Annotated in this window: 23 protein-coding genes; 14 read left to right on the top strand and 9 right to left on the bottom strand. The window is 62.8% G+C overall.

Going from position 1 to position 22,510, the window contains the following annotated elements; translation table 11 throughout:
- Position 1 precedes the first annotated feature (1 nt).
- From nuoE to nuoN, 10 genes are all read left to right on the top strand, one after another.
- Positions 2–499 (top strand): NADH-quinone oxidoreductase subunit NuoE, encoded by a 498-nt coding sequence (gene nuoE, locus Q9451_RS11845; RefSeq protein ID WP_012273294.1) that lies wholly within the window; start codon positions 2–4, stop codon positions 497–499.
- The gene (gene nuoF, locus Q9451_RS11840; RefSeq protein ID WP_012273295.1) at positions 496–1,860 is read left to right on the top strand and encodes an NADH-quinone oxidoreductase subunit NuoF; all 1,365 of its coding nucleotides are present in this window, start codon (positions 496–498) and stop codon (positions 1,858–1,860) included. Before nuoE ends, nuoF begins: the two co-directional genes overlap by 4 nt.
- 133 nt (positions 1,861–1,993) lie before the next feature.
- On the top strand, positions 1,994–4,708 hold the full coding sequence (gene nuoG, locus Q9451_RS11835; protein WP_345960931.1) for an NADH-quinone oxidoreductase subunit NuoG: 2,715 nt from the start codon (positions 1,994–1,996) through the stop codon (positions 4,706–4,708).
- Positions 4,705–5,712 (top strand): NADH-quinone oxidoreductase subunit NuoH, encoded by a 1,008-nt coding sequence (nuoH, locus tag Q9451_RS11830; protein WP_012273297.1) that lies wholly within the window; start codon positions 4,705–4,707, stop codon positions 5,710–5,712. Before nuoG ends, nuoH begins: the two co-directional genes overlap by 4 nt.
- Before the next feature lie 11 nt (positions 5,713–5,723).
- Positions 5,724–6,272: an NADH-quinone oxidoreductase subunit NuoI gene (gene nuoI, locus Q9451_RS11825; protein WP_003251442.1), complete on the top strand. Its 549-nt coding sequence runs from the start codon at positions 5,724–5,726 to the stop codon at positions 6,270–6,272.
- 10 nt (positions 6,273–6,282) lie between these two features.
- A complete protein-coding gene (gene nuoJ / locus Q9451_RS11820) occupies positions 6,283–6,783 on the top strand; it encodes an NADH-quinone oxidoreductase subunit J (protein WP_012273298.1) in 501 nt (166 codons plus the stop codon).
- Positions 6,784–6,786: 3 nt separating this feature from the next.
- Positions 6,787–7,095: an NADH-quinone oxidoreductase subunit NuoK gene (gene nuoK / locus Q9451_RS11815; protein ID WP_003251446.1), complete on the top strand. Its 309-nt coding sequence runs from the start codon at positions 6,787–6,789 to the stop codon at positions 7,093–7,095.
- Positions 7,092–8,945 carry an NADH-quinone oxidoreductase subunit L gene (nuoL, locus tag Q9451_RS11810; protein ID WP_012273299.1) on the top strand — a complete coding sequence of 618 codons (1,854 nt, stop codon included), beginning with the start codon at positions 7,092–7,094 and terminating at the stop codon, positions 8,943–8,945. Before nuoK ends, nuoL begins: the two co-directional genes overlap by 4 nt.
- 40 nt (positions 8,946–8,985) lie before the next feature.
- On the top strand, positions 8,986–10,518 hold the full coding sequence (gene nuoM, locus Q9451_RS11805) for an NADH-quinone oxidoreductase subunit M (protein WP_012273300.1): 1,533 nt from the start codon (positions 8,986–8,988) through the stop codon (positions 10,516–10,518).
- A gap of 7 nt (positions 10,519–10,525) precedes the next feature.
- A complete protein-coding gene (nuoN, locus tag Q9451_RS11800; RefSeq protein WP_012273301.1) occupies positions 10,526–11,995 on the top strand; it encodes an NADH-quinone oxidoreductase subunit NuoN in 1,470 nt (489 codons plus the stop codon).
- Positions 11,996–12,084: 89 nt separating this feature from the next.
- On the opposite strand, the gene Q9451_RS11795 is transcribed toward nuoN, so the two are convergent.
- Complete coding sequence (locus Q9451_RS11795) at positions 12,085–12,348, bottom strand: ogr/Delta-like zinc finger family protein (RefSeq protein ID WP_012273302.1); 264 nt, start codon at positions 12,346–12,348, stop codon at positions 12,085–12,087.
- Between the two features lie 179 nt (positions 12,349–12,527).
- Between Q9451_RS11795 and Q9451_RS11790 the strand changes: the two genes are divergently transcribed.
- Positions 12,528–12,908 carry a helix-turn-helix domain-containing protein gene (locus tag Q9451_RS11790; protein WP_012273303.1) on the top strand — a complete coding sequence of 127 codons (381 nt, stop codon included), beginning with the start codon at positions 12,528–12,530 and terminating at the stop codon, positions 12,906–12,908.
- Here the strand turns inward: Q9451_RS11790 and Q9451_RS11785 are convergent.
- The 3 genes from Q9451_RS11785 to Q9451_RS11775 are packed head-to-tail and all read right to left on the bottom strand — an operon-like array spanning position 12,905 to position 13,865.
- Positions 12,905–13,267, bottom strand: coding sequence for a hypothetical protein (locus tag Q9451_RS11785; protein WP_012273304.1), 363 nt, complete (start codon positions 13,265–13,267; stop codon positions 12,905–12,907). The two genes, Q9451_RS11790 and Q9451_RS11785, sit on opposite strands and share 4 nt — an antisense overlap.
- Positions 13,260–13,607: a head completion/stabilization protein gene (locus Q9451_RS11780; protein WP_012273305.1), complete on the bottom strand. Its 348-nt coding sequence runs from the start codon at positions 13,605–13,607 to the stop codon at positions 13,260–13,262. Before Q9451_RS11780 ends, Q9451_RS11785 begins: the two co-directional genes overlap by 8 nt.
- Positions 13,608–13,616: 9 nt before the next feature.
- A complete protein-coding gene (locus tag Q9451_RS11775; RefSeq protein ID WP_012273306.1) occupies positions 13,617–13,865 on the bottom strand; it encodes a LuxR family transcriptional regulator in 249 nt (82 codons plus the stop codon).
- 219 nt (positions 13,866–14,084) lie between these two features.
- On the opposite strand from Q9451_RS11775, the gene Q9451_RS11770 reads away from it, so the two are divergent.
- Positions 14,085–16,157, top strand: coding sequence for a TonB-dependent receptor (locus Q9451_RS11770; protein WP_345960929.1), 2,073 nt, complete (start codon positions 14,085–14,087; stop codon positions 16,155–16,157).
- 84 nt (positions 16,158–16,241) lie between these two features.
- On the opposite strand, the gene chrR is transcribed toward Q9451_RS11770, so the two are convergent.
- Positions 16,242–16,802: a class I chromate reductase ChrR gene (gene chrR / locus Q9451_RS11765; protein WP_012273307.1), complete on the bottom strand. Its 561-nt coding sequence runs from the start codon at positions 16,800–16,802 to the stop codon at positions 16,242–16,244.
- A gap of 156 nt (positions 16,803–16,958) precedes the next feature.
- Here chrR and Q9451_RS11760 point away from each other — a divergent pair, with 156 nt between their 5' ends.
- On the top strand, positions 16,959–17,177 hold the full coding sequence (locus Q9451_RS11760) for a hypothetical protein (protein WP_010954911.1): 219 nt from the start codon (positions 16,959–16,961) through the stop codon (positions 17,175–17,177).
- Here the strand turns inward: Q9451_RS11760 and Q9451_RS11755 are convergent.
- From Q9451_RS11755 to Q9451_RS11740, 4 genes are all read right to left on the bottom strand, one after another.
- Positions 17,161–19,410: an Orn/Lys/Arg decarboxylase N-terminal domain-containing protein gene (locus Q9451_RS11755; RefSeq protein ID WP_041166547.1), complete on the bottom strand. Its 2,250-nt coding sequence runs from the start codon at positions 19,408–19,410 to the stop codon at positions 17,161–17,163. The two genes, Q9451_RS11760 and Q9451_RS11755, sit on opposite strands and share 17 nt — an antisense overlap.
- Positions 19,411–19,502: 92 nt before the next feature.
- Positions 19,503–20,261, bottom strand: a complete 759-nt coding sequence (gene dnaQ / locus Q9451_RS11750) for a DNA polymerase III subunit epsilon (protein WP_012273309.1) — start codon at positions 20,259–20,261, stop codon at positions 19,503–19,505.
- 51 nt (positions 20,262–20,312) lie between these two features.
- Complete coding sequence (rnhA, locus tag Q9451_RS11745) at positions 20,313–20,759, bottom strand: ribonuclease HI (protein WP_003251460.1); 447 nt, start codon at positions 20,757–20,759, stop codon at positions 20,313–20,315.
- A 15-nt stretch (positions 20,760–20,774) separates the two neighbouring features.
- Positions 20,775–21,548 (bottom strand): methyltransferase domain-containing protein, encoded by a 774-nt coding sequence (locus Q9451_RS11740; RefSeq protein WP_012273310.1) that lies wholly within the window; start codon positions 21,546–21,548, stop codon positions 20,775–20,777.
- Positions 21,549–21,633: 85 nt separating this feature from the next.
- Between Q9451_RS11740 and gloB the strand changes: the two genes are divergently transcribed.
- Positions 21,634–22,413, top strand: coding sequence for a hydroxyacylglutathione hydrolase (gene gloB, locus Q9451_RS11735; RefSeq protein ID WP_012273311.1), 780 nt, complete (start codon positions 21,634–21,636; stop codon positions 22,411–22,413).
- Positions 22,414–22,510: the final 97 nt, after the last annotated feature.

Here is a 22,510-nt window from a genome sequence, read left to right as displayed (position 1 = left end):
CATGAACAGCACGCTTATCCAGACAGACCGTTTCGCCCTGAGCGAAACAGAGCGCTCGGCCATCGAGCACGAGATGCATCACTACGAGGACCCGCGCGCGGCGTCCATCGAAGCCCTGAAGATCGTCCAGAAAGAACGTGGCTGGGTGCCGGACGGCGCCATCCACGCCATCGGCGAAGTGCTGGGCATCCCGGCCAGCGACGTCGAGGGCGTGGCCACCTTCTACAGCCAGATCTTCCGCCAGCCGGTCGGCCGCCACATCATCCGTGTGTGCGACAGCATGGTCTGCTACATCGGCGGCCACGAGTCGGTCGTCAGCCAGATCCAGAGCGAGCTGGGCATCGGCCTCGGCCAGACTACCGCCGACGGCCGTTTCACCCTGCTGCCAGTGTGCTGCCTGGGCAACTGCGACAAGGCCCCGGCGCTGATGATCGACGATGACACCTTTGGCGACGTGCAGCCCGCTGGCGTCACCAAACTGCTGGAGGGTTACGTATGACCATCACTTCCTTCGGCCCGGCCAACCGCATCGCGCGTTCGGCCGAAACTCATCCGCTGACCTGGCGCCTGCGTGACGATGGCGAGCCAGTATGGCTGGCCGAGTACGAATCGAAAAACGGCTACGCCGCAGCCCGCAAGGCGCTGGCGCAGATGTCGCAAGACGATATCGTGCAAGCGGTCAAGGACTCCGGCCTCAAGGGCCGTGGTGGCGCAGGCTTCCCCACGGGTGTGAAGTGGGGCCTGATGCCCAAAGACGAATCCATGAACATCCGCTACCTGCTGTGCAACGCGGACGAAATGGAGCCCAACACCTGGAAGGACCGCATGCTGATGGAGCAACAGCCCCATCTGCTGGTCGAGGGCATGCTGATCAGCGCCCGCGCCCTGAAGGCCTACCGTGGCTACATCTTCCTGCGTGGCGAATACACCACCGCAGCGAAAAACCTCAACCGTGCCATCGATGAAGCCAAGGCCGCAGGCCTCTTGGGCAAGAACATCCTGGGCTCTGGTTTCGATTTCGAGCTGTTCGTGCACACCGGTGCCGGCCGCTACATCTGCGGTGAAGAAACCGCGCTGATCAACTCGCTGGAAGGCCGCCGCGCCAACCCGCGTTCCAAGCCGCCCTTCCCTGCCGCCGTGGGCGTATGGGGCAAGCCGACGTGCGTGAACAACGTCGAAACCCTGTGCAACGTGCCGGCCATCGTCGCCAATGGCAACGACTGGTACAAGTCGCTGGCCCGTGAAGGCAGCGAAGACCACGGTACCAAGCTGATGGGCTTCTCCGGCAAGGTGAAGAACCCAGGCCTGTGGGAATTGCCATTCGGCGTCACCGCTCGCGAGTTGTTCGAAGACTACGCCGGCGGCATGCGCGACGGCTTCAAGCTCAAGTGCTGGCAGCCAGGCGGCGCCGGTACTGGTTTCCTGCTGCCCGAGCACCTCGACGCACAAATGTACGCCGGCGGCATCGCCAAGGTCGGCACCCGTATGGGTACTGGCTTGGCCATGGCGGTGGACGACAGCATCAACATGGTTTCGCTGCTGCGCAACATGGAAGAGTTCTTCGCCCGTGAGTCGTGCGGCTGGTGCACACCCTGCCGTGACGGCCTGCCGTGGAGCGTGAAGATGCTGCGTGCGCTGGAGAAAGGTCAGGGCCGCGCCGAAGACATCGAGACACTGCTGGGGCTGGTCAACTTCCTCGGCCCTGGCCGTACCTTCTGTGCTCACGCACCAGGTGCCGTCGAGCCGCTGGGCAGTGCCATCAAATACTTCCGGTCCGAGTTCGAAGCCGGTGTCGCGCCAGCCTCCGCTGGTGACACCCTGCGCCCTAACCTGGCCAAGCCGATCGTGGTCGGCGCATAACAAGATGATTAGGCGGGTGGTCCGTGCCACTCGCCAGCTTGCCGGCAGGCCCGATTCATTCGCGGCGTGTCGCAAGCTCACCGATTTCCATTAGCCACGCCCGCTCACGCGGGCCAACGAAGAACTTTGAACAATGGCCACTATCCACGTAGACGGCAAAGCGCTCGAAGTCAACGGTGCAGACAACCTGTTACAGGCATGTCTGTCGCTAGGCCTCGACATCCCTTATTTCTGCTGGCACCCGGCGCTCGGTAGCGTTGGCGCCTGCCGGCAGTGCGCGGTCAAGCAGTACACCGACGAGAACGACACCCGTGGTCGTATCGTCATGTCCTGCATGACCCCTGCTTCCGACGGCACCTGGATCTCCATCGAAGACGAAGAATCCAAGGCGTTTCGCGCCAGCGTCGTCGAATGGCTGATGACCAACCACCCGCACGACTGCCCAGTGTGCGAGGAAGGCGGTCACTGCCACCTGCAGGACATGACGGTAATGACCGGCCACAACGAGCGCCGCTACCGTTTCACCAAGCGTACCCACCAGAACCAGGACCTCGGCCCGTTCATCGCCCATGAGATGAACCGCTGCATCGCCTGCTACCGCTGCGTGCGCTACTACAAGGACTACGCCGGTGGCACCGACCTGGGCGTATACGGCGCCCACGACAACGTGTACTTCGGCCGCGTCGAAGACGGCGTGCTGGAAAGCGAATTCTCCGGCAACCTGACCGAGGTCTGCCCAACCGGCGTGTTCACCGACAAGACCCACTCCGAGCGCTACAACCGCAAGTGGGACATGCAGTTCGCCCCAAGCATCTGCCATGGCTGCTCCAGCGGCTGCAACATCAGCCCGGGTGAACGCTACGGCGAGCTGCGCCGTATCGAAAACCGCTTCAACGGCTCGGTCAACCAATACTTCCTGTGCGACCGTGGCCGCTTCGGCTACGGCTATGTCAACCGCAAGGACCGCCCACGCCAGCCACACCTGGCCGATGGCACCAAGCTGGGCCTGGACGCCGCCCTGGACAAAGCCGCCGACCTGCTGCGCGGCCGCACCATCGTTGGTATCGGCTCGCCACGCGCCAGCCTCGAAAGCAACTACGGCCTGCGTGAGCTGGTCGGCGCCGAGTACTTCTACTCCGGCATGGAAGCTGGCGAACTGGCACGCGTACGCCTGGCCCTGAACGTGCTGAACAACAGCCCGCTGCCAGTACCGACCCTGCGCGACATCGAAGATCACGACGCGGTGTTCGTGCTCGGTGAAGACCTGACCCAGACCGCTGCCCGCGTTGCCCTGGCCGTGCGCCAGGCCACCAAAGGCAAGGCCGAGGCCATGGCCGAAGCCATGAAGGTCCAGCCTTGGCTCGACGCTGCGGTCAAGAACATCGGCCAGCACGCACTGTACCCGCAGTTCATCGCCTCCCTGGCTGAAACCAAGCTCGACGACGTCGCCGAAGAGTGCGTACACGCAGCCCCGGCCGACCTCGCCCGCATCGGTTTCGCCGTGGCCCACGCCATCGACCCGAGCGCACCGGCAGTCGCCGGCCTGGACGACGAAGCCAAGGCCCTGGCCCAGCGCATCGCCGACGCCCTGGTGGCCGCCAAGCGCCCACTGGTGGTTGCCGGTACTTCCCTGGCCGACCCGGCGCTGATCGAAGCCGCCGCCAACATCGCCAAGGCCCTGAAGCTGCGCGAGAAAAACGGCTCGCTGAGCCTGGTGGTGCCTGAGGCCAACAGCATCGGCCTGGCCATGCTTGGTGGCGAGTCCGTCGATGCTGCCCTGGATGCGGTCATCAGCGGCAAGGCCGACGCCATCGTCGTGCTGGAAAACGACCTGTACGCCCGCGTACCGGCCGCCAAGGTTGACGCAGCCCTGGCTGCGGCCAAGGTGGTGATCGTTGCCGACCACTCGAAAACCCCGACTGTCGACCGCGCCCACCTGGTGCTGCCGGCCGCCTCGTTCGCCGAAGGCGACGGCACCCTGGTCAGCCAGGAAGGCCGTGCCCAGCGCTTCTTCCAGGTGTTCGACCCGCAGTACCTGGACAGCAGCATCCAGATCCACGAAGGCTGGCGCTGGATGCACGCCCTGCGTGCCACCCTGCTGAACAAGCCGGTCGACTGGACCCAGCTGGACCACGTTACCAGCGCCTGCGCCGAAGCCGCCCCGCAACTGGCCGGCATCGTCAACGCCGCACCAAGCGCCGCATTCCGCATCAAGGGCATGAAACTGGCCCGTGAGCCGCTGCGCTACTCCGGTCGTACCGCCATGCGCGCCAACATCAGCGTGCACGAGCCACGTACCCCGCAAGACAAGGACACCGCGTTCGCCTTCTCCATGGAAGGCTACTCGGGCTCGGCCGAACCGCGCCAGCAGGTGCCGTTCGCCTGGTCGCCGGGCTGGAACTCGCCGCAAGCCTGGAACAAGTTCCAGGACGAAGTCGGTGGCCACCTGCGCGCCGGTGACCCAGGTGTGCGCCTGATCGAATCGCAAGGCGACCGTCTGAACTGGTTCAACGCCATTCCGGGTGCTTTCAACCCGGCCCGTGGCACCTGGACTGCCGTGCCGTTCTTCCACCTGTTCGGCAGCGAAGAAAGCTCGTCGCGCGCCGCCCCGGTGCAACAGCGCATCCCGGCTGCCTACGTGGCCCTGGCCAAGTCCGAAGCCGACCGCCTGGGTGTCAACGACGGCGCGATGCTGAGCCTGAACGTGGCCGGTGTGGCCCTGCGCCTGCCGCTGCGTATCAATGAAGAGCTGGGCGCTGGCCTGGTCGCGTTGCCGAAAGGCCTGGCCGGCATCCCGCCTGCCATCTTCGGTGCATCCGTCGAAGGCCTGCAGGAGGCAGCACAATGAGCTGGTTCACCCCCGAAGTGATCGATGTGATCATCCAGGTCGTCAAGGCTATCGTGGTGCTGCTGGCCGTGGTGGTCTGCGGCGCCCTGCTCAGCTTCGTCGAGCGCCGTCTGCTGGGCTGGTGGCAGGACCGTTACGGTCCGAACCGTGTCGGCCCGTTCGGCATGTTCCAGATCGCCGCCGACATGCTGAAGATGTTCTTCAAGGAAGACTGGAACCCGCCCTTCGTCGACAAGATGATCTTCACCCTGGCGCCGGTCGTGGCCATGAGCGCCCTGCTGATCGGCTTCTCGATCATCCCGATCACACCGGGCTGGGGCGTTGCCGACCTGAACATCGGCCTGCTGTTCTTCTTCGCCATGGCCGGCCTGTCGGTCTACGCGGTGCTGTTCGCTGGCTGGTCGTCGAACAACAAGTACGCCCTGCTGGGCAGCTTGCGTGCTTCGGCACAGACCGTGTCGTACGAAGTGTTCCTGGGCCTGGCGCTGATGGGCGTGGTGGTACAGGTAGGCTCCTTCAACATGCGCGACATCGTCGAGTACCAGGCGCAGAACCTGTGGTTCATCATTCCGCAGTTCTTCGGCTTCTGCACCTTCTTCATCGCTGGCGTCGCCGTGACTCACCGTCACCCGTTCGACCAGCCAGAAGCAGAACAGGAACTGGCCGACGGCTACCACATCGAGTATGCCGGCATGAAATGGGGCATGTTCTTCGTCGGTGAGTACATCGGCATCATCCTCATCTCGGCGCTGCTGGTAACCCTGTTCTTCGGCGGCTGGCACGGCCCGTTCGGCATTCTGCCGCAAGTGCCGTTCCTGTGGTTCGCCTTGAAGACCGCGTTCTTCATCATGCTGTTCATCCTGCTGCGCGCCTCGATCCCGCGCCCGCGCTATGACCAGGTGATGGACTTCAGCTGGAAGTTCTGCCTGCCGCTGACCCTGATCAATTTGCTGGTGACCGCTGCGATCGTGCTCTACAACACGCCAGCCGTCGCGGCCCAGTGAGGATTTGACCCATGTTCAAGTATATCGGCGACATCGTTAAGGGCACCGGCACACAGCTGCGCAGCCTGGCCATGGTGTTCTCCCACGGGTTTCGCAAGCGCGACACCCTGCAGTACCCCGAAGAGCCCGTGTACCTGCCGCCGCGCTACCGCGGCCGCATCGTCCTTACCCGCGACCCCGATGGCGAGGAGCGCTGCGTAGCGTGCAACCTCTGCGCGGTGGCCTGCCCGGTTGGCTGCATTTCGCTGCAGAAGGCCGAGACCGAGGACGGCCGCTGGTACCCGGAGTTCTTCCGCATCAACTTCTCGCGTTGCATTTTCTGCGGCCTGTGTGAAGAAGCGTGCCCGACCACCGCGATCCAGCTGACCCCGGATTTCGAAATGGCCGAGTTCAAGCGTCAGGACCTGGTGTACGAGAAAGAAGATCTGCTGATCTCCGGCCCCGGCAAGAACCCTGACTACAACTTCTACCGTGTTGCGGGTATGGCGATCGCTGGCAAGCCGAAGGGCTCTGCACAGAACGAAGCCGAGCCGATCAACGTGAAGAGCTTGCTCCCATAAGGACAGAAAGATGGAATTCGCTTTCTACTTCGCATCCGGGATCGCCGTGGTCTCCACCCTTCGGGTGGTTACCGGCACCAACCCCGTGCACGCCTTGCTTTACCTGATCATTTCGCTGATTTCCGTGGCCATGATCTTCTTCTCCCTGGGTGCGCCGTTCGCCGGCGCCCTGGAAGTGATCGCCTACGCCGGCGCCATCATGGTGCTGTTCGTGTTCGTCGTGATGATGCTCAACCTCGGGCCGGCTTCGGTCGCCCAGGAACGCGGCTGGCTCAAGCCCGGTATCTGGGCAGGGCCGGTAATCCTGGGCACCCTGCTGCTGGCAGAGCTGCTGTACGTGCTGTTCGTCACCCCGAGCGGCGCTGGCATCAGTGGCACCACCGTGGGCCCGAAAGAAGTGGGCATCAGCCTGTTCGGCCCGTACCTGCTGGTGGTCGAACTGGCTTCGATGCTGCTGCTGGCTGCAGCCGTCACCGCCTTCCACCTGGGCCGCAACGAGGCGAAGGAGTAAATCATGGGTGCTATCCCTCTCGAGCATGGTCTGGCGGTCGCCGGTATCCTGTTCTGCTTAGGTCTGGTTGGCCTGATGGTCCGCCGCAACATCCTCTTCGTGCTCATGAGCCTGGAAGTCATGATGAACGCCTCTGCCCTGGCGTTCGTCGTCGCCGGTGCCCGTTGGGTCCAGCCCGACGGCCAGGTGATGTTCATTCTGGTGATCAGCCTGGCAGCCGCCGAGGCCAGTATTGGCCTGGCCATCCTGCTGCAGCTGTATCGCCGCTTCCACACTCTCGACATCGATGCTGCCAGTGAGATGCGCGGATGAACCTTCTCTTCCTGACTTTCGTCTTCCCCCTCGTCGGCTTCCTGCTGCTGTCGTTCTCGCGCGGGCGGTTCTCGGAGAACCTGTCCGCCCTGATCGGCGTCGGCTCGGTAGGCCTGTCGGCCGCGACCGCCGCCTACGTCATCTGGCAATTCAACGTTGCCCCGCCTGAAGGCGGCGCCTACAGCCAGTTGCTGTGGCAATGGATGTCGGTGGACGGCTTCGCGCCGAACTTCACCCTGTACCTGGACGGCCTGTCGGTCACCATGCTCGGCGTGGTGACCGGTGTCGGCTTCCTGATCCACCTGTTCGCGTCCTGGTACATGCGCGGCGAAGCGGGCTACTCGCGCTTCTTCTCGTACACCAACCTGTTTATCGCCAGCATGCTGTTCCTGATCCTTGGCGACAACCTGCTGTTCATCTACTTCGGCTGGGAAGGCGTGGGCCTGTGCTCGTACCTGTTGATCGGTTTCTACTACAGCAACCGCAACAACGGTAACGCGGCACTCAAGGCATTCATCGTCACCCGCATCGGCGACGTGTTCATGGCCATCGGCCTGTTCATCCTGTTCGCCCAGCTGGGTACCCTGAACGTGCAGGAACTGCTGGTGCTGGCACCACAGAAGTTCCAGGCTGGCGACACCTGGATGGTGCTGGCAACGCTGATGCTGCTGGGTGGTGCGGTGGGTAAATCGGCCCAGCTGCCACTGCAGACCTGGCTGGCCGACGCGATGGCGGGCCCGACCCCGGTTTCGGCACTGATCCACGCCGCTACCATGGTGACCGCGGGCGTGTACCTGATCGCCCGTACCAACGGCCTGTTCCTGCTGGCACCGGACATCCTGCACCTGGTAGGTGTGGTCGGTGGTGTGACCCTGGTGCTGGCCGGCTTCGCCGCGTTGGTGCAAACCGACATCAAGCGTATCCTCGCCTACTCGACCATGAGCCAGATCGGCTACATGTTCCTGGCCCTGGGCGTAGGTGCCTGGGACGCGGCGATCTTCCACCTGATGACCCACGCCTTCTTCAAGGCCCTGCTGTTCCTTGCCTCCGGTGCGGTGATCGTTGCCTGCCACCACGAGCAGAACATCTTCAAGATGGGTGGCCTGTGGAAGAAACTGCCACTGGCCTACGCCAGCTTCGTGGTCGGTGGCGCAGCCCTGGCTGCCCTGCCGATCGTGACCGTGGGCTTCTACTCCAAGGACGAGATCCTCTGGGAAGCCTTCGCCAGCGGCAACACCGGCTTGCTGTACGCTGGCCTGGTGGGCGCGTTCATGACCTCGCTGTACACCTTCCGCCTGATCTTCATCGCCTTCCACGGCGAAGCCAAGACCGAAGCCCATGCTGGCCACGGCATCAGCCACTGGCTGCCACTGGGCGTGCTGATCGTGCTGTCGACCGCCGTTGGCGCCTGGATTCACCCGCCGCTGGCAGGCGTGCTGCCTGAAAGCGCCGGCCACGCCGGTGGCGAAGCCAAGCACGCGCTGGAGATCACCTCGGGTGCCATCGCCATTGCCGGTATCCTGTTGTCGGCCCTGCTGTTCCTGGGCAAGCGCCGCTTCGTCAGCGCAGTGGCCAACAGTGGCATCGGCCGCGTCCTGTCGGCCTGGTGGTTCGCCGCCTGGGGCTTCGACTGGATCTACGACAAGCTTTTCGTCAAACCGTACCTGCTGATCAGCCACATCCTGCGCAAGGACCCGGTTGACCGCACCATCGGCCTGATTCCTCGGATGGCGCGTGGCGGCCACGTCGCCATGAGCAAGACCGAGACTGGCCAACTGCGCTGGTACACCGCCTCTATCGCCGTGGGTGCCGTGCTGGTGCTCGGTGCTGTGGTAGTGGCTGCGGTATGACTCTGAATCTTGCGACTTTGCCAAAGGAAACCAACCCGTCATGATTTTGCCTTGGCTGATCCTGATCCCCTTCATCGGCGGCTTCCTGTGCTGGCTGGGTGAGCGCTTCGGCGCCACCCTGCCGCGCTGGATCGCGCTGCTGACCATGTCCCTGCTGCTTGGCATCGGCCTGTGGCTGTGGGGCACCGGCGACTACACCCTGGCCCCTGCTCCGGGCGCCGAACCTGCCTGGGCACTCGAATACAAAGTCGAGTGGATCAAGCGCTTCGGTATCAGCATCCACTTGGCCCTCGACGGCCTGTCGCTGCTGATGATCCTGCTCACCGGCCTGCTCGGTGTGCTGTCGGTACTGTGTTCCTGGAAAGAGATCCAGCGCCACGTCGGCTTCTTCCACCTCAACCTGATGTGGATCCTCGGCGGCGTGGTCGGTGTGTTCCTGGCCCTGGACCTGTTCCTGTTCTTCTTCTTCTGGGAAATGATGCTGGTGCCGATGTACTTCCTCATCGCGCTCTGGGGTCACAGCTCGGCAGACGGCAAGAAAACCCGGATCTACGCGGCGACCAAGTTCTTCATCTTCACCCAGGCCAGCGGCCTGATCATGCTGGTGGCGATCCTGGGCCTGGTGCTGGTCAACTACAACACCACCGGCGTGCTCACGTTCAACTACAGCGACCTGCTGAAGGCCGAGCTGCCAGCCGGCGTCGAGTACGTGCTGATGCTGGGCTTCTTCATTGCCTTCGCGGTGAAGCTGCCGGTCGTGCCGTTCCACTCCTGGCTGCCTGATGCTCACGCCCAGGCACCGACCGCAGGTTCCGTGGACCTGGCGGGTATCTTGCTGAAGACAGCGGCCTACGGCCTGCTGCGCTTCGCCCTGCCGCTGTTCCCGAATGCCTCGGCCGAGTTTGCGCCCATCGCCATGACCCTGGGCCTGATCGGTATCTTCTACGGTGCTTTCCTGGCCTTCGCACAAACCGACATCAAGCGCCTGATCGCGTTCTCCAGTGTCTCGCACATGGGCTTCGTGCTGATCGGCATCTACTCCGGCAGCCAGCAGGCCCTGCAAGGCGCGGTGATCCAGATGCTGGCCCACGGCCTGTCGGCTGCCGCGCTGTTCATCCTGTCCGGCCAGCTGTACGAGCGCCTGCACACCCGTGACATGCGTCAAATGGGCGGCCTGTGGCACCGCATCGCTTACCTGCCGGCCATCAGCCTGTTCTTCGCCGCCGCATCGCTGGGCCTGCCTGGCACCGGTAACTTCGTCGGCGAGTTCCTGATCCTGATCGGCAGCTTCGTGCATGTACCGTGGATCACCGTGATTGCCACCACAGGTTTGGTGTTCGGTTCGGTGTACTCGCTGATCATGATCCACCGCGCCTACTTCGGCCCGGCCAAGAGCGATACCGTGCTGGCCGGCATGGACGGTCGCGAACTGATCATGGTCCTGGGTCTGGCGGTATTGCTGATCCTGCTGGGCGTGTATCCGCAGCCGTTCCTCGACACCTCTGCCGCCACCATGAGTGGTGTGCAGCAGTGGCTCGGTTCCGCTTTCACTCAACTCGCTTCGGCCCGGTAAGAGCGCTATGGAATTCACCACTCAACACTTCATCGCATTGGCGCCGATGCTGATCACCACCATCACCACGGTGGTGGTGATGCTGGCGATCGCCTGGAAGCGCAACCACTCGCAGACCTTCCTGCTGTCCACCGTGGGCCTGAACCTGGCCCTGCTGTCGATCCTGCCGGCGCTGAAGGTTGCGCCGCTGGCGGTCACCCCGCTGATCACCATCGACAAGTTCGCCTGCTTGTACATGGCGATCATCCTGGTCGCCACGCTGGCCTGCGTCACCCTCGCTCACGCCTACCTCGGCGAAGGCTCCAAAGGTTTCCCGGGCAACCGTGAAGAACTGTACCTGCTGCTGCTGATGTCGGCCCTCGGTGGCCTGGTGCTGGTCAGCGCCAACCACCTGGCCGGCCTGTTCATTGGCCTGGAGCTGCTGTCGGTACCGGTCTATGGCCTGGTGGCCTATGCGTTCTTCAACAAACGCTCGCTGGAAGCCGGCATCAAGTACATGGTGCTGTCGGCCGCAGGCTCGGCGTTCCTGCTGTTCGGCATGGCCCTGCTGTACGCCGACGCCGGCAGCCTCAGCTTCGACCAGATCGGCAAGGCCCTGGCTACCACCAGCATGCCAAGCCTGGTGGCCCAACTGGGCCTGGGCATGATGCTGGTCGGCCTGGCCTTCAAGCTGTCGCTGGTACCGTTCCACCTGTGGACCCCGGACGTATACGAAGGCGCCCCGGCACCTGTCGCCGCGTTCCTGGCAACCGCCAGCAAGGTGGCAGTATTCGCCGTGGTCGTGCGCCTGTTCATGCTCTCCCCTGCTGCCAGCAGCGGCGTGTTGAGCACCGTGCTGGCGGTGATCGCCGTGGCCTCGATCCTGATTGGTAACCTGCTGGCGCTGACCCAGAGCAACCTCAAGCGTCTGCTGGGTTACTCGTCCATCGCCCACTTCGGTTACCTGGTCATCGCGCTGGTCGCCAGCAAGGGCCTGGCCCTGGAAGCCATGGGCGTGTACCTGGTCACCTACGTGATCACCAGCCTGGGCGCCTTCGGTGTCATCACCCTGATGTCCTCGCCCTACGGCGGCCGTGACGCCGACGCACTGTACGAGTACCGCGGCCTGTTCTGGCGCCGTCCGTACCTGACCGCGGTACTGACCGTGATGATGCTGTCGCTGGCGGGCATCCCGCTGACCGCTGGTTTCATCGGCAAGTTCTACATCATCGCCACCGGCGTCGAGTCGCACCTGTGGTGGCTGGTCGGTGCGCTGGTGATCGGTAGCGCCATCGGCGTTTACTACTACCTGCGTGTCATGGTGACCCTGTACCTGGTCGAGCCGAACCTGCGTCGCCACGACGCCCCGCTGAAGTGGGAACAGCGCACCGGCGGCGTCATGCTGCTGGCCATCGCCATTCTTGCTTTCGTGCTGGGCGTATACCCGCAGCCACTGCTGGAACTGGTTCAGCAAGCGGGCCTGCAACTGATCGGCTGATCGCCCCGGCAGCCTCGGTAAAACAAAACACCCCGCCTAGGCGGGGTGTTTTTTTATCTGCACGTTCTACTGCCTGCACCCAAGAGTGCCTAATCAATCGGGCTGCCCTGGCCCGCGCCCGGCAGGGCGGCTTTGCGCAAATCACCATTGGCCGAAGGCAGGTACACTTCCGGGTTGGGCATACCGCTAGGGGAGAGTTCATGGGTCATTTCGAATTCGGCGCGCACTGACCAGCCACACGCTTCGGTGGTGCATTGCAAATAAGCAATTCGCAGGAAAATATGGCGCCCTTCACTTGTACGTATGCGCATCCGGCTGTGGCAGTGCGGGCAAACCAATTTGTAAGTACTCACGGCAAGTACCTACTAGCATTGCTCAGGCCAACCTTTCTGTCAGAATTGACTGCAACTGCTAGTGTATTCTTTAACTCGATGTGTCTCATTTCAGGAATGCTCCTTAAAACGCAGGGCTGTATTCATAACGAGTAGTTTAAGCCCATGGAATATTAATAAACCAGTCATGGATATTTGTTATGAGTACTCACGTACTTGCTGCGGTGCTCACGCGCCTTAAGCTTCTCACTGGCGCCCAGACAGATGCCGAGCTGTCACGCGCGCTGTCCATCAGCCCACAGACACTGAGCAGTTGGAAGGTTCGCGACAGCGTCCCATACTCACTTTGCATAGAAATTGCCCGGCAGCATGCGTGTTCACTGGACTGGCTATTGCTAGGCCAGGCCGAGCACAACACCGCCGGCCCGGATGACGCAGGCTGGGAGTGCGACATGCTTGAACGGCTGCGCACGTTATCGCCCTGCGATCGTCAAGCCATCTTGTTGTTCGTCAAGGACAAGCAGCGTATCCAGCAACTGGAACAGCAACTGAATGCGCTTGGTGCAGTGGCCAATGGTTAACTCCGACGACGCCAACGCTGCAGCAGTTCTCGCGGGTCCAGCGTATCCACCAGGACCATGACTTTGAGGCTGATGGGAATCACCACCACTGCCGCGACGAATCCAGCCATCCCCCGGGTCAGCAAAGGCACCAATGACGAAACCAGCGGTTCGAACAAGTGGCCCACACCCACGGTCACGAAGACCAGCAACAGTTTCTTGCCCAGTTTCAGGCGCTTGGTCATGTTGGTGATCAAGCGGTCGCGCGCGGCACTCACCAGCAAAGCCCCCAGTAGCGCGGCGAACAGTACATAGCCATCCACACCCAGCAACGCCACCATTGCCGCGGGCAATTGGTCGAAAACAGATTGCTCAGGCATGGGCAAGCCCTCGGCGCGACACTGGCAGGTAGGCTGTAGAACCTAGGCTATGCATGACAGCAGCCTCGACAAAACGGATGTAGCACACCCGTAACGCGCGCCCATGCTCGTGCCCGGCCACATCCTCGAGGCGCTTGTAACCCCGGTCTCGTAATACTGCCCGCCAACGGGCGAATTCACGTGCTGCGTCGATGGCGGCGCAGCGCGCGGCAAGTTCCAGCACAGCTTCACTGACAGGCCGCTGCAATTGCAGGCGCTCACGCAACCTGTCCAGGTCTACCCGTGGCCAGAAAGGGTCATGGCAATCGGCAAAGCGCGGTAACCGCAGATCGTTGGTCATGCGTCCCCCTCATTGCTCGGCCAGCAAGCCGTAGCGAATGGCTTTGATCACCGCTACCACGCGGGTAGGCACATCGAATTTGCGCAGGATGTTGGACACGTGGAAGTTCACCGTCGACTCCTTGCAGTCAAGAATCCGGCCGATCTCCCACGAACTCTTGCCGTAGGCACACCACAACAGGACCTGCCGTTCACGAGGCGTCAGACGCACCGGGGCGTCCGCCGGGGGTTGCTGCGAGTATCGAGCGTTGTCAGTCATGTATGAACTCCACAGGTGATTGAACAAGGCATCGCTGCCGATCTGCAGTCACCTTACGAAGCGCAGGCCATCCGCTTCCACTTGCGTGGCTTGTAAAGAACTTTCGTACAAAACCGTCTGACGATGGTTACAAAAGATTTGCTTACTTCCTCGTGCTCCAAGCCGCATTTCGCTCGTCTCAACGCCGTTGTCCATTCGCCTTTCGCCTGGAGTCGTACAATGCGTGCCGATTTACCCCTCTCGCCCTGCCTCGGTCTGCTGGCTGCCTTGGCCGCCAGCCAGCCCGCCCTGGGGGCGTCTTCGGTCGAATTGGGCCAGGTCCTGATCACCGACGAGGAGCAGAACGAGCTGACGGCAGCCAGCGAGCGCCTGCGTGAAATACCGGGGGCCAGCAACCTGGTGGACATGCAGCGCGTGGGGCAAGGCCGAGTGGCCAGCAACCAGGACGTGCTGGCCTACCAGCCTGGCGTGTTCGCCCAATCGGCAGGCAACGACGGCATCAAGCTGTCGATCCGCGGCTCGGGCATCAACCGTGCGCCGGGTGCGCACGGCTCTGGGGTGTACACAATGTTCGACGGCCTGCCGCTGACCGGCCCGGGCGGCACCCCTTACGAGCTGTTCGAGCCGCTATGGCTCAGCCGAGCCGAGGTGTTGCGCGGCGCCAATGGCTTCGACCAAGGCTCCCTGGCCTTGGGTGGCGCGATCAACTATGTCACGCACACTGGCTACGACGCCGCACCGCTGCAAGTACGCTATGAGGTTGGCAGCCGTGGTTACCAGCACCGGCACATCAGCTCGGGCCAAGTGCTGGGCAACCTCGACTACTACGTGGCCCTCACCGATTCGGAATACGACGGCTACCAGACGCACAGCAGCGGCAGCGCCAAGGGTGTTGCCGCCAATGTCGGTTACCGCTTCAACCCGAACCTGGAAACCCGCTTCTACCTGCGTTACCGGGAAACCGAAAACGAACTGGCCGGGCGCCTGACCAAAGACCAGATCAAGCACCACCCGCGCGCGGCCAACCCGGCCTATCTGGCCCGCGACGACAGCCGCCCGCAGCCAGGCAGCACCTGGGTGGGCAACAAGACCACCTTCTACCTCGACGACGATGCGCGCCTGGAAGCCGGCCTGGTTTATCACGATTACCCGATGGACCTGCGTGAAGGCCCGATGCGCCTGAAGGTCGCCTACACCGATGTCAGCGGCACGCTGAACTATTCCCGTCGCGACACGCTGCTTGGCCACGAAAGCAAGACCACCATTGGCTGGCGCACCACCAAGCACCTGCCCAACAGCGGCGCCTCACAATTTACCCGCATTGGCGATGTGTTCGGCGAGCGCACCCGCGACTTCACCTACCAGGGCTCGGACACCGTACTGCATCTCGGCAACGACCTGGAGCTGGCCCCTAACCTGTGGCTTACCACCGGCCTGGCAATGATTTACACCCGCCGGGAAAGTGACGTGACCTACCCCGCCGAAGGCGGCAAGGTGAGCATGCATGACTGGGACTATGCACCACGCCTGGGGCTGCGCTACGACATTCGCCCGGACCTGCAGGTGTACGGTAACCTGAGCCGCTCGGTAGAACCGCCGCACCCGTGGTCACTGATCTGGAGCGCCCCCAGCACAGGCGGCAAGCAGATCCAGCCGATCGAAATGCAGAACCAGACCGCCACCACCCTGGAGCTGGGTGCCCGTGGCGATTCGAAGGTTGGCCGCTGGGACCTGGCCTGGTACTACTCGCAGGTGCGCCACGAATTGCTGGCCGTTGAGGTAGTGCCGAACTTCACCTCGGAATTCAACGCCAGTGCCACCGTGCACCAGGGCGTCGAAGCCGGCCTTGACAGCACCCTGTGGGAACGCGCCGGTACCGGCAAACTGAGCCTGCGCCAGGCCTACACGTTCAGCGATTTCCACTACCGTGATGACGACACGTTCGGTGATAACCGCCTGCCTGGCATCCCTATGCACTACTACCAGGCCGAGCTGCGCTATGACTGGCCGAGCGGCTTCTACGCCGGGCTCAACACGCAGATGGCGTCGAAGGTGCAAGTGGACTATGCCAATAGCTACCACGCCGACGAATATGCCTTGCTCGGCGCGCGGCTGGGCTGGGACTCACCTAAGCAGGACTGGCAGACCTGGCTGGATTTGCGCAACCTGACCAACAAGCGCTATGCGGCCACGGTGACGCCGGCCTACAACGACGCCGGCAAGGACAACGCCCGCTCGACGCCGGGCGAAGGGTTTGGCGTATACGCCGGGGTTTCCTATAGCTTCCGCTAGAACTCACCGCGCACGCTTTATGTAGGAGCAGCCTCTTCGCAGCACAAGGCTGCTCCTGCAAAGCACCTACCTAACGACTGCGGATCAGACCGCCCTGTTCAACTTCACCCACGAAGCGAACTTGTCGACAAACGCCTGCAAGAATGGCCGGGTCTTGTCGTTGAGCTTGCCCGAATCCTCGAACAGGCTCGCCGCACCGCCGATATAAGCCTCTGGCATCTGCATACAAGGCATATCGAGAAACACCAGCGACTGACGCACGGCATGGTTGGCGCCAAAGCCACCAATAGCCCCCGGCGACACACTCACCACCGCTGTCGGCTTGCCACTCCAGGCGCTTTGCCCATAGGGGCGCGAGCCCACATCGATGGCGTTTTTCAGGCAGCCCGGCACCGAGCGGTTGTATTCCGGCGTGACGAACAGCACCGCATCGCTGCGGCGGATCTCCTCGCGAAAACGCTTCCAGGCCTCTGGCGGCGCATCGGCCTCGACATCTTCGTTGTACAACGGCAAATCACCAATCTCGACGATTTTCAGGGCAAGGCTGGACGGCGCCAGCTCTGAAAGTGCGCGGGCGACCTTGCGGTTGTAGGACTCCTTGCGCAAGCTACCAACGACGACTGCTACCGAATACACCTGGCTCATGGCAATTCCAACCTTTGCGGGGTAAAGAGACGTTGTAGTTATAGATGACCGTTCCTCGGCACTTTGGTTTTTTTTCCGCAGGGCGAAAACTTCCGAGGCTGTTTCACGGTCTATGCCTTTAGACATTTCCTACGTAATTCAGAGGTTTCCACCCAAATGGCAGCAGTAATGGTCGGCCAATTCCACGCCCGTGACGCCGAAGGCCGCATCTACCCCGTGCACGAGTTCCAGGAGTCCACCCTGCAACTCGACGGCAGCACGCTGGGCGCCCCCATCACCACCTACCGCCTTGCCATCGGCGACAAGGTCAACCACTTGGGCGAAAACCGTTTCGAACTGGCGCGCTCCGGCGTCGAGATCACTCGCATTCCATGATGCAATCCACGGTGTAGCGGCCATTTTCGTTCTGCAGGCCGTGAACATCCGCGACAAACCCCGGAAAGCCTTGGTTGAAGGCTCGGGCGAAGGCCAAGTAGTCAAGTATCGAGCGGGTCGCCTCGGTGAACCGCTCTCCCGGCATGATCAACGGAATACCGGGCGGGTACGGCACCAGCATCACCGCGGCCACACGGCCCAGCAAAGCTTCGATCGGCACCGCTTCCACCTCGCCACGTACCATCTGGTCATAAGCCCGAGCGGGGCTCACGGCCACCTCCGGCAAACGCGTGAACACCCGCTTCAGCTGCTTGGCCGTGGCATTGGCACGGTAGCAGTCATGCAACTGTTCACACAGGTCGCGCAGGCCCATGCCCCGGTAGCGTGAGGCATCGGCAACCCCCACACTCGGCAGGCAACTGCTCAGCGGTGTATTGCCGTCATAGTGGCGCTTGAACTCCAGCAGTTCGGTGAGCAAGGTGCTCCACTTGCCCTTGGTGATGCCCATGGAAAACAGCACCAGGAAGCTGTACAAGCCGGTTTTTTCCACCACCAGCCCGCGCTCCCAGAGAAACTTGCTGACCACCGCCGCCGGGATGCCACGCTCACCCAGCACACCGCCCGCACTCAGCCCCGGCATTACCAGGGTCACCTTCAGAGGGTCGAGCAACACGTAGCCGTCCGCCACCTCACCAAAGCCATGCCACTGCGCCCCCGGCTGCAGCAGCCAGTCCTGCGCGGCCAAGGGCTGGATGCCTTCAGTGCTGGGCGGCTGCCAAATACTGAACCACCAGTCATCCGCAGCAATGTGCTCGCGCAGGTTGGCCAGGGCACGACGAAAACTCAGCGCCTCATCGAACATTTCTTGCAACAGCGAATGCCCGGCCTGCCCTTCCATCATGGTCGAGGCCACGTCCAGCGAGGCAAGGATGCTGTACTGCGGCGAAGTCGAGATATGCATCATGAACGCTTCGTTGAAGCGGTCCCGGTCCAGCTGCCGCCTGGCCCCGTCCTGCACATGGATCATCGAGGCCTGGCTGAACGCCGCCAGCAGCTTGTGGGTGGAATGGGTGCTGAACACCAACGGGCTGTCGGCTGCGCAGGCAGTGCCCATGGCATAGCGCCCGGTGAAGAAGCCGTGAAACGCCGCATAAGCGAACCAGGCCTCGTCGAAGTGCAGTACTTCCACGCTGGCACCCAGGGCCTGCTTGATCATCCCGGCGTGGTAGCACAGCCCGTCATAGGTGGAGTTGGTCACTACCGCCAGCTTGATACGTTGCCCACGGCCATGGGCAAGGGGGTTGGCCTGGATCTTCGCCTCGATTGCCTCGGGGCTGAACTCGCTGAGCGGGATCGGGCCGATGATGCCCAGCTCGTTGCGCTCTGGGCACAGGTACAGCGGAATGGCGCCGGTCATGATGATCGCGTGCACCACTGACTTATGGCAGTTGCGGTCCACCAACACCAGGTCGTCGCGACCGACCATGGCGTGCCAGACAATCTTGTTGGCTGTGGAGGTGCCATTGATGACGAAGAAGGTGTGGTCGGCACCGAAGTTGCGCGCCGCCCTGGCCTCGGCTTCGGCCAAGGGGCCTGTGTGGTCGAGCAGCGAGCCCAGCTCCGGCACTGAAACAGACAGGTCCGAGCGCAGGGTGTTTTCCCCGAAGAACTGGTGGAAGGCCTGGCCTACCGGGCTTTTATGATAGGCCACGCCACCGCCATGGCCCGGGGTATGCCAGGAATAGTTGGACTGCGCGGTATGCTGCACCAGGGCCTTGAAGAACGGTGGCAGCAGACCGTCAAGGTAGGTGTGTGCGGCACGCGCCACCTGGCGGGCGAGAAACGGCACGGTGTCTTCGAACAGGTAAAGGATGCCACGCAGTTGGTTGAGCTCGCTCATGGCTTCGGCAGGGGCGTTTTCCAGGGTCACCTGCTCGCCCAAGGCGAAGATCGGCAAGTCGGGCGCGCGCATGCGCGCCAGGCGGATCAGCTCGGCCATGTTCTGCAGCAGGTGGGTGTTTTCGCCAACTCCTTCGGCGGCAATCAGCATGCAGGCCAGGCCGTGGTGAGTGGCGGCAACCAGGCGCGCTTCGGCGTGGTCGGCGGCGGCCAGAATGGCGAAACCGTCCTGGCGCAGTTCCTCGGCGATGCCCCGCACGCGCTCCCCGGCGACACTGTCAGCCTTGATAGCCCGGTGGACGATGAGGATCGGGAACTTGAGGTCCTTGTACATCAGGTGGCTACCTCCGAAGGACATGGCGTCCTTCTCAGGGTAGTAGAACCTGTGTTGTCAGTGCCCGCGAACAGACCGGGGCAGCCGAACGATCAGCCCGCTGGCGTCTCGGTCAAGGCCTGCCACATCGAAGGCCCACCCGCCGACTTGGCGATGGCCGCCAGGCGCTCGGCATGTGCCTCCAGTTCCTCGGCACTGGCCATGATCACCCGCCCCGGCGTACGCCCGGTAATACGGCGGATCTCGCTGCCGCCAGCCTCACTCCCTTCACCCTCGGCGTCTGCGCCATGCCCAGCCAACGACAGGCTGGTCTGGCCACCGGTCATGGCCAGGTAAACGTCTGCCAGCAGTTCCGAGTCGAGCAGCGCACCGTGCAGTTCACGGCCGGAGTTGTCGATGTCGTAGCGTTTGCACAGCGCATCCAGGCTGTTGCGCTGCCCCGGATGGCGCGAACGTGCCAGCAGCAGGGTATCGAGGATGGTGCAGTGCTGCGAAACGTCGGCGCGGTCCTGCTGGCCAATCAAGGCAAATTCGTTGTTGATGAAGCCAACGTCGAACGCCGCGTTGTGGATGACCAGCGTGGCGCCCTGGATGAATTCGAAGAACTCCTCGGCGACATCGCCAAAGCGTGGCTTGCCGACCAGGAAGGCATCGGTGATACCGTGGACGTTGATCGCGCCCTCGTCACTCTCGCGGTCTGGCTGCAGGTAGACGTGGAAGTGCCGCCCGGTCAGACGCCGGCCGATGACCTCGACACAGCCGATCTCGATGATCCGGTGGCCTTCGCCAACTGGCATACCCGTGGTTTCGGTATCGAGAATGACGAACCGTTTATCTTGCTGCTGCTCCACGCGGGGCGCTCCAACTTGCATCAGTTACAAAGGCCGCGATTGTACCCCAGCTCAACGCTGGGCGCGTACCTCATCGACCCCACGGTTGGCCAGCTGGTCGGCGCGCTCGTTGCCGGGGTGGCCGATGTGGCCGCGCACCCACTTCCAGGTCACCTTGTGGCGGTTGACCTGCTCATCAAGCTGCTGCCACAGGTCGGCGTTCTTCACCGGTTCCTTGGCCGCCGTCTTCCAGCCGCGCTTCTTCCAGTTCACCATCCACTCGTTGATGCCTTTCATCACGTACTGCGAGTCGGTGGTCAGCACCACCTCGCATTCGCGCTTCAGCGACATCAGGCCCTGAATCGCGGCCATCAGCTCCATGCGGTTGTTGGTGGTCTCACGTTCGCCGCCCCACAGTTCCTTCTCGACGCCCTTGTAGATCATCAGGACGCCCCAGCCACCAGGGCCTGGGTTGCCCTTGCAGGCACCATCAGTAAACATCTCGACGCTATCGCTCATGTACCACTCTTGAATTCAGTGCTTGTCAGTTTCGGGGTTGGCCGCCGTGCGGTTGACCTTGGCCAGTGGCAGCGGCAGCAATTTGCCCATCGGCTCGCGGCGCTCTGGGCGCAGTGGCCGCAACCCTACCACCATCTTGCGCGCCACCAGCAGGTACACCCCGCCACCGGAGCCCTGCCAACCGCCGGCCAGCCGTTCCCAGCCCTCCAGGCGTTGCTGCCAGGCCGGTGAAGCAAGCGGCGGACGATAGCACCCGAAGCGGCGTTTCTCCAGCGCGAAGCCCAGCAGGTTGAGCCAGTCGCCCACCCGCGACGGCGAGATGCAGCGCGCCTTGCGCAGCGCGCCATGGCTGAAGAAATGGCGCATGCCCCAGCTGCTCCACGGGTTGATGCCGACAATCAGCAGGTGCCCGCCCGGGCGCACGGCACTGGCGGCCTCGCGCAGCAGGCCATGGGGTGACAGGCAGAAATCCAGGCCATGCTGCAGCACGACCACGTCGGCAGCATGCTCGCTCAGCGGCCAGGCCTGCTCCTCGCAGACGATCTCCACCCCAGGCAGCGGCGCGCCGAGGCGCACATTGCGCTGCACCTGGGGCGCGCTCGGTGGCGGCTCGGCGCAAGGCCCGTAGTGCACCAGGTAACCGCCGAAGAAGCGCCCAAGCTCTTCTTTCAGCAGTTTTTCTTCCTCCTTGAGCATCAGCTGGCCGAGTGGCCCATTGAACCACTCACGGGCCAGGCTGATCAGCTCGACCCAGTCCGGGTCGGCCTGGGCAAAGGCTTGGTCGGTCATTGCGCTCTCCCTCGAAGGTTCTCCCACCGCGCCATCGCGGCTAAGATGCCCTCATGTGCCACGCTAGGCGAATCGGATCCGCACCATGATACAGATCGATGCTCTCCCCGCTTTCTCCGACAACTACATCTGGTTGTTACAGGATACTGCCAAACGCCGTTGTGCGGTGGTCGATCCGGGTGATGCCGCCCCGGTGGAACGCTGGCTGGCCGCCAACCCGGAGTGGGTGCTGAGCGACATCCTCGTCACCCACCACCACAACGACCACGTCGGCGGTGTGGAACGGCTGAAGCAACTGAGCGGCGCGCGAGTCTGCGGCCCCGCCAACGAGCGTATTCCCGGCCGCGACCTGGCCCTGGACGAAGGCGACAAGGTCGACGTGCTGGGCGTGACCTTCCAGGTTCTGGCGGTGCCCGGCCACACCCTGGGGCACATTGCCTTCTTCAGCGACGGGCCGCCAACCCCCGTTCTGTTCAGTGGCGACACACTGTTCGCCGCCGGTTGCGGGCGCATGTTCGAGGGTACACCCGAACAGATGCAGCCCGCCCTCGCCCGCCTGGCGGCACTGCCAGAGCAGACCGAAGTGTATTGCGCCCACGAATATACCCTCAGCAACCTGCGCTTCGCCAAGGCGGTAGAGCCGACCAATACGCACGTTCAGCAACGCTTCGAGGACGTTACCCGTTTACGCGCCGAAAATCGCATCAGCTTGCCATCAACGATTGGCCTGGAGCGTCTGACCAACCCCTTCTTACGTACCTCTGAAACATTAGTTAAACAAAAAGCAGACGAATGGAAGGGACATTCAAACACCTCGCATGTCGCTGTTTTTGCTGCCTTGAGGTCTTGGAAGGACACCTTCTGATAACCGCAAGATATATCGCAAGTGATGGTCAAAGGTTGACCAGGCCCGGAGCGGTTTCTAGAATCGCCGAAATTTTTCGCCCGGATACCTGTGTCAG

The organism is Pseudomonas sp. NY8896 (genome assembly GCF_039634505.1).
This window is presented reverse-complemented; position numbering and strand designations above follow the sequence as displayed.

Coding starts and splice junctions, on each gene's coding strand:
- nuoE (WP_012273294.1), top strand. CDS start 2: ATGAACAGCACGCTTATCCAGACAGACCGTTTCGCCCTGAGCGAAACA.
- nuoF (WP_012273295.1), top strand. CDS start 496: ATGACCATCACTTCCTTCGGCCCGGCCAACCGCATCGCGCGTTCGGCC.
- nuoG (WP_345960931.1), top strand. CDS start 1,994: ATGGCCACTATCCACGTAGACGGCAAAGCGCTCGAAGTCAACGGTGCA.
- nuoH (WP_012273297.1), top strand. CDS start 4,705: ATGAGCTGGTTCACCCCCGAAGTGATCGATGTGATCATCCAGGTCGTC.
- nuoI (WP_003251442.1), top strand. CDS start 5,724: ATGTTCAAGTATATCGGCGACATCGTTAAGGGCACCGGCACACAGCTG.
- nuoJ (WP_012273298.1), top strand. CDS start 6,283: ATGGAATTCGCTTTCTACTTCGCATCCGGGATCGCCGTGGTCTCCACC.
- nuoK (WP_003251446.1), top strand. CDS start 6,787: ATGGGTGCTATCCCTCTCGAGCATGGTCTGGCGGTCGCCGGTATCCTG.
- nuoL (WP_012273299.1), top strand. CDS start 7,092: ATGAACCTTCTCTTCCTGACTTTCGTCTTCCCCCTCGTCGGCTTCCTG.
- nuoM (WP_012273300.1), top strand. CDS start 8,986: ATGATTTTGCCTTGGCTGATCCTGATCCCCTTCATCGGCGGCTTCCTG.
- nuoN (WP_012273301.1), top strand. CDS start 10,526: ATGGAATTCACCACTCAACACTTCATCGCATTGGCGCCGATGCTGATC.
- Q9451_RS11790 (WP_012273303.1), top strand. CDS start 12,528: ATGAGTACTCACGTACTTGCTGCGGTGCTCACGCGCCTTAAGCTTCTC.
- Q9451_RS11785 (WP_012273304.1), bottom strand. CDS start 13,267: ATGCCTGAGCAATCTGTTTTCGACCAATTGCCCGCGGCAATGGTGGCG.
- Q9451_RS11780 (WP_012273305.1), bottom strand. CDS start 13,607: ATGACCAACGATCTGCGGTTACCGCGCTTTGCCGATTGCCATGACCCT.
- Q9451_RS11775 (WP_012273306.1), bottom strand. CDS start 13,865: ATGACTGACAACGCTCGATACTCGCAGCAACCCCCGGCGGACGCCCCG.
- Q9451_RS11770 (WP_345960929.1), top strand. CDS start 14,085: ATGCGTGCCGATTTACCCCTCTCGCCCTGCCTCGGTCTGCTGGCTGCC.
- chrR (WP_012273307.1), bottom strand. CDS start 16,802: ATGAGCCAGGTGTATTCGGTAGCAGTCGTCGTTGGTAGCTTGCGCAAG.
- Q9451_RS11760 (WP_010954911.1), top strand. CDS start 16,959: ATGGCAGCAGTAATGGTCGGCCAATTCCACGCCCGTGACGCCGAAGGC.
- Q9451_RS11755 (WP_041166547.1), bottom strand. CDS start 19,410: ATGTACAAGGACCTCAAGTTCCCGATCCTCATCGTCCACCGGGCTATC.
- rnhA (WP_003251460.1), bottom strand. CDS start 20,759: ATGAGCGATAGCGTCGAGATGTTTACTGATGGTGCCTGCAAGGGCAAC.
- Q9451_RS11740 (WP_012273310.1), bottom strand. CDS start 21,548: ATGACCGACCAAGCCTTTGCCCAGGCCGACCCGGACTGGGTCGAGCTG.
- gloB (WP_012273311.1), top strand. CDS start 21,634: ATGATACAGATCGATGCTCTCCCCGCTTTCTCCGACAACTACATCTGG.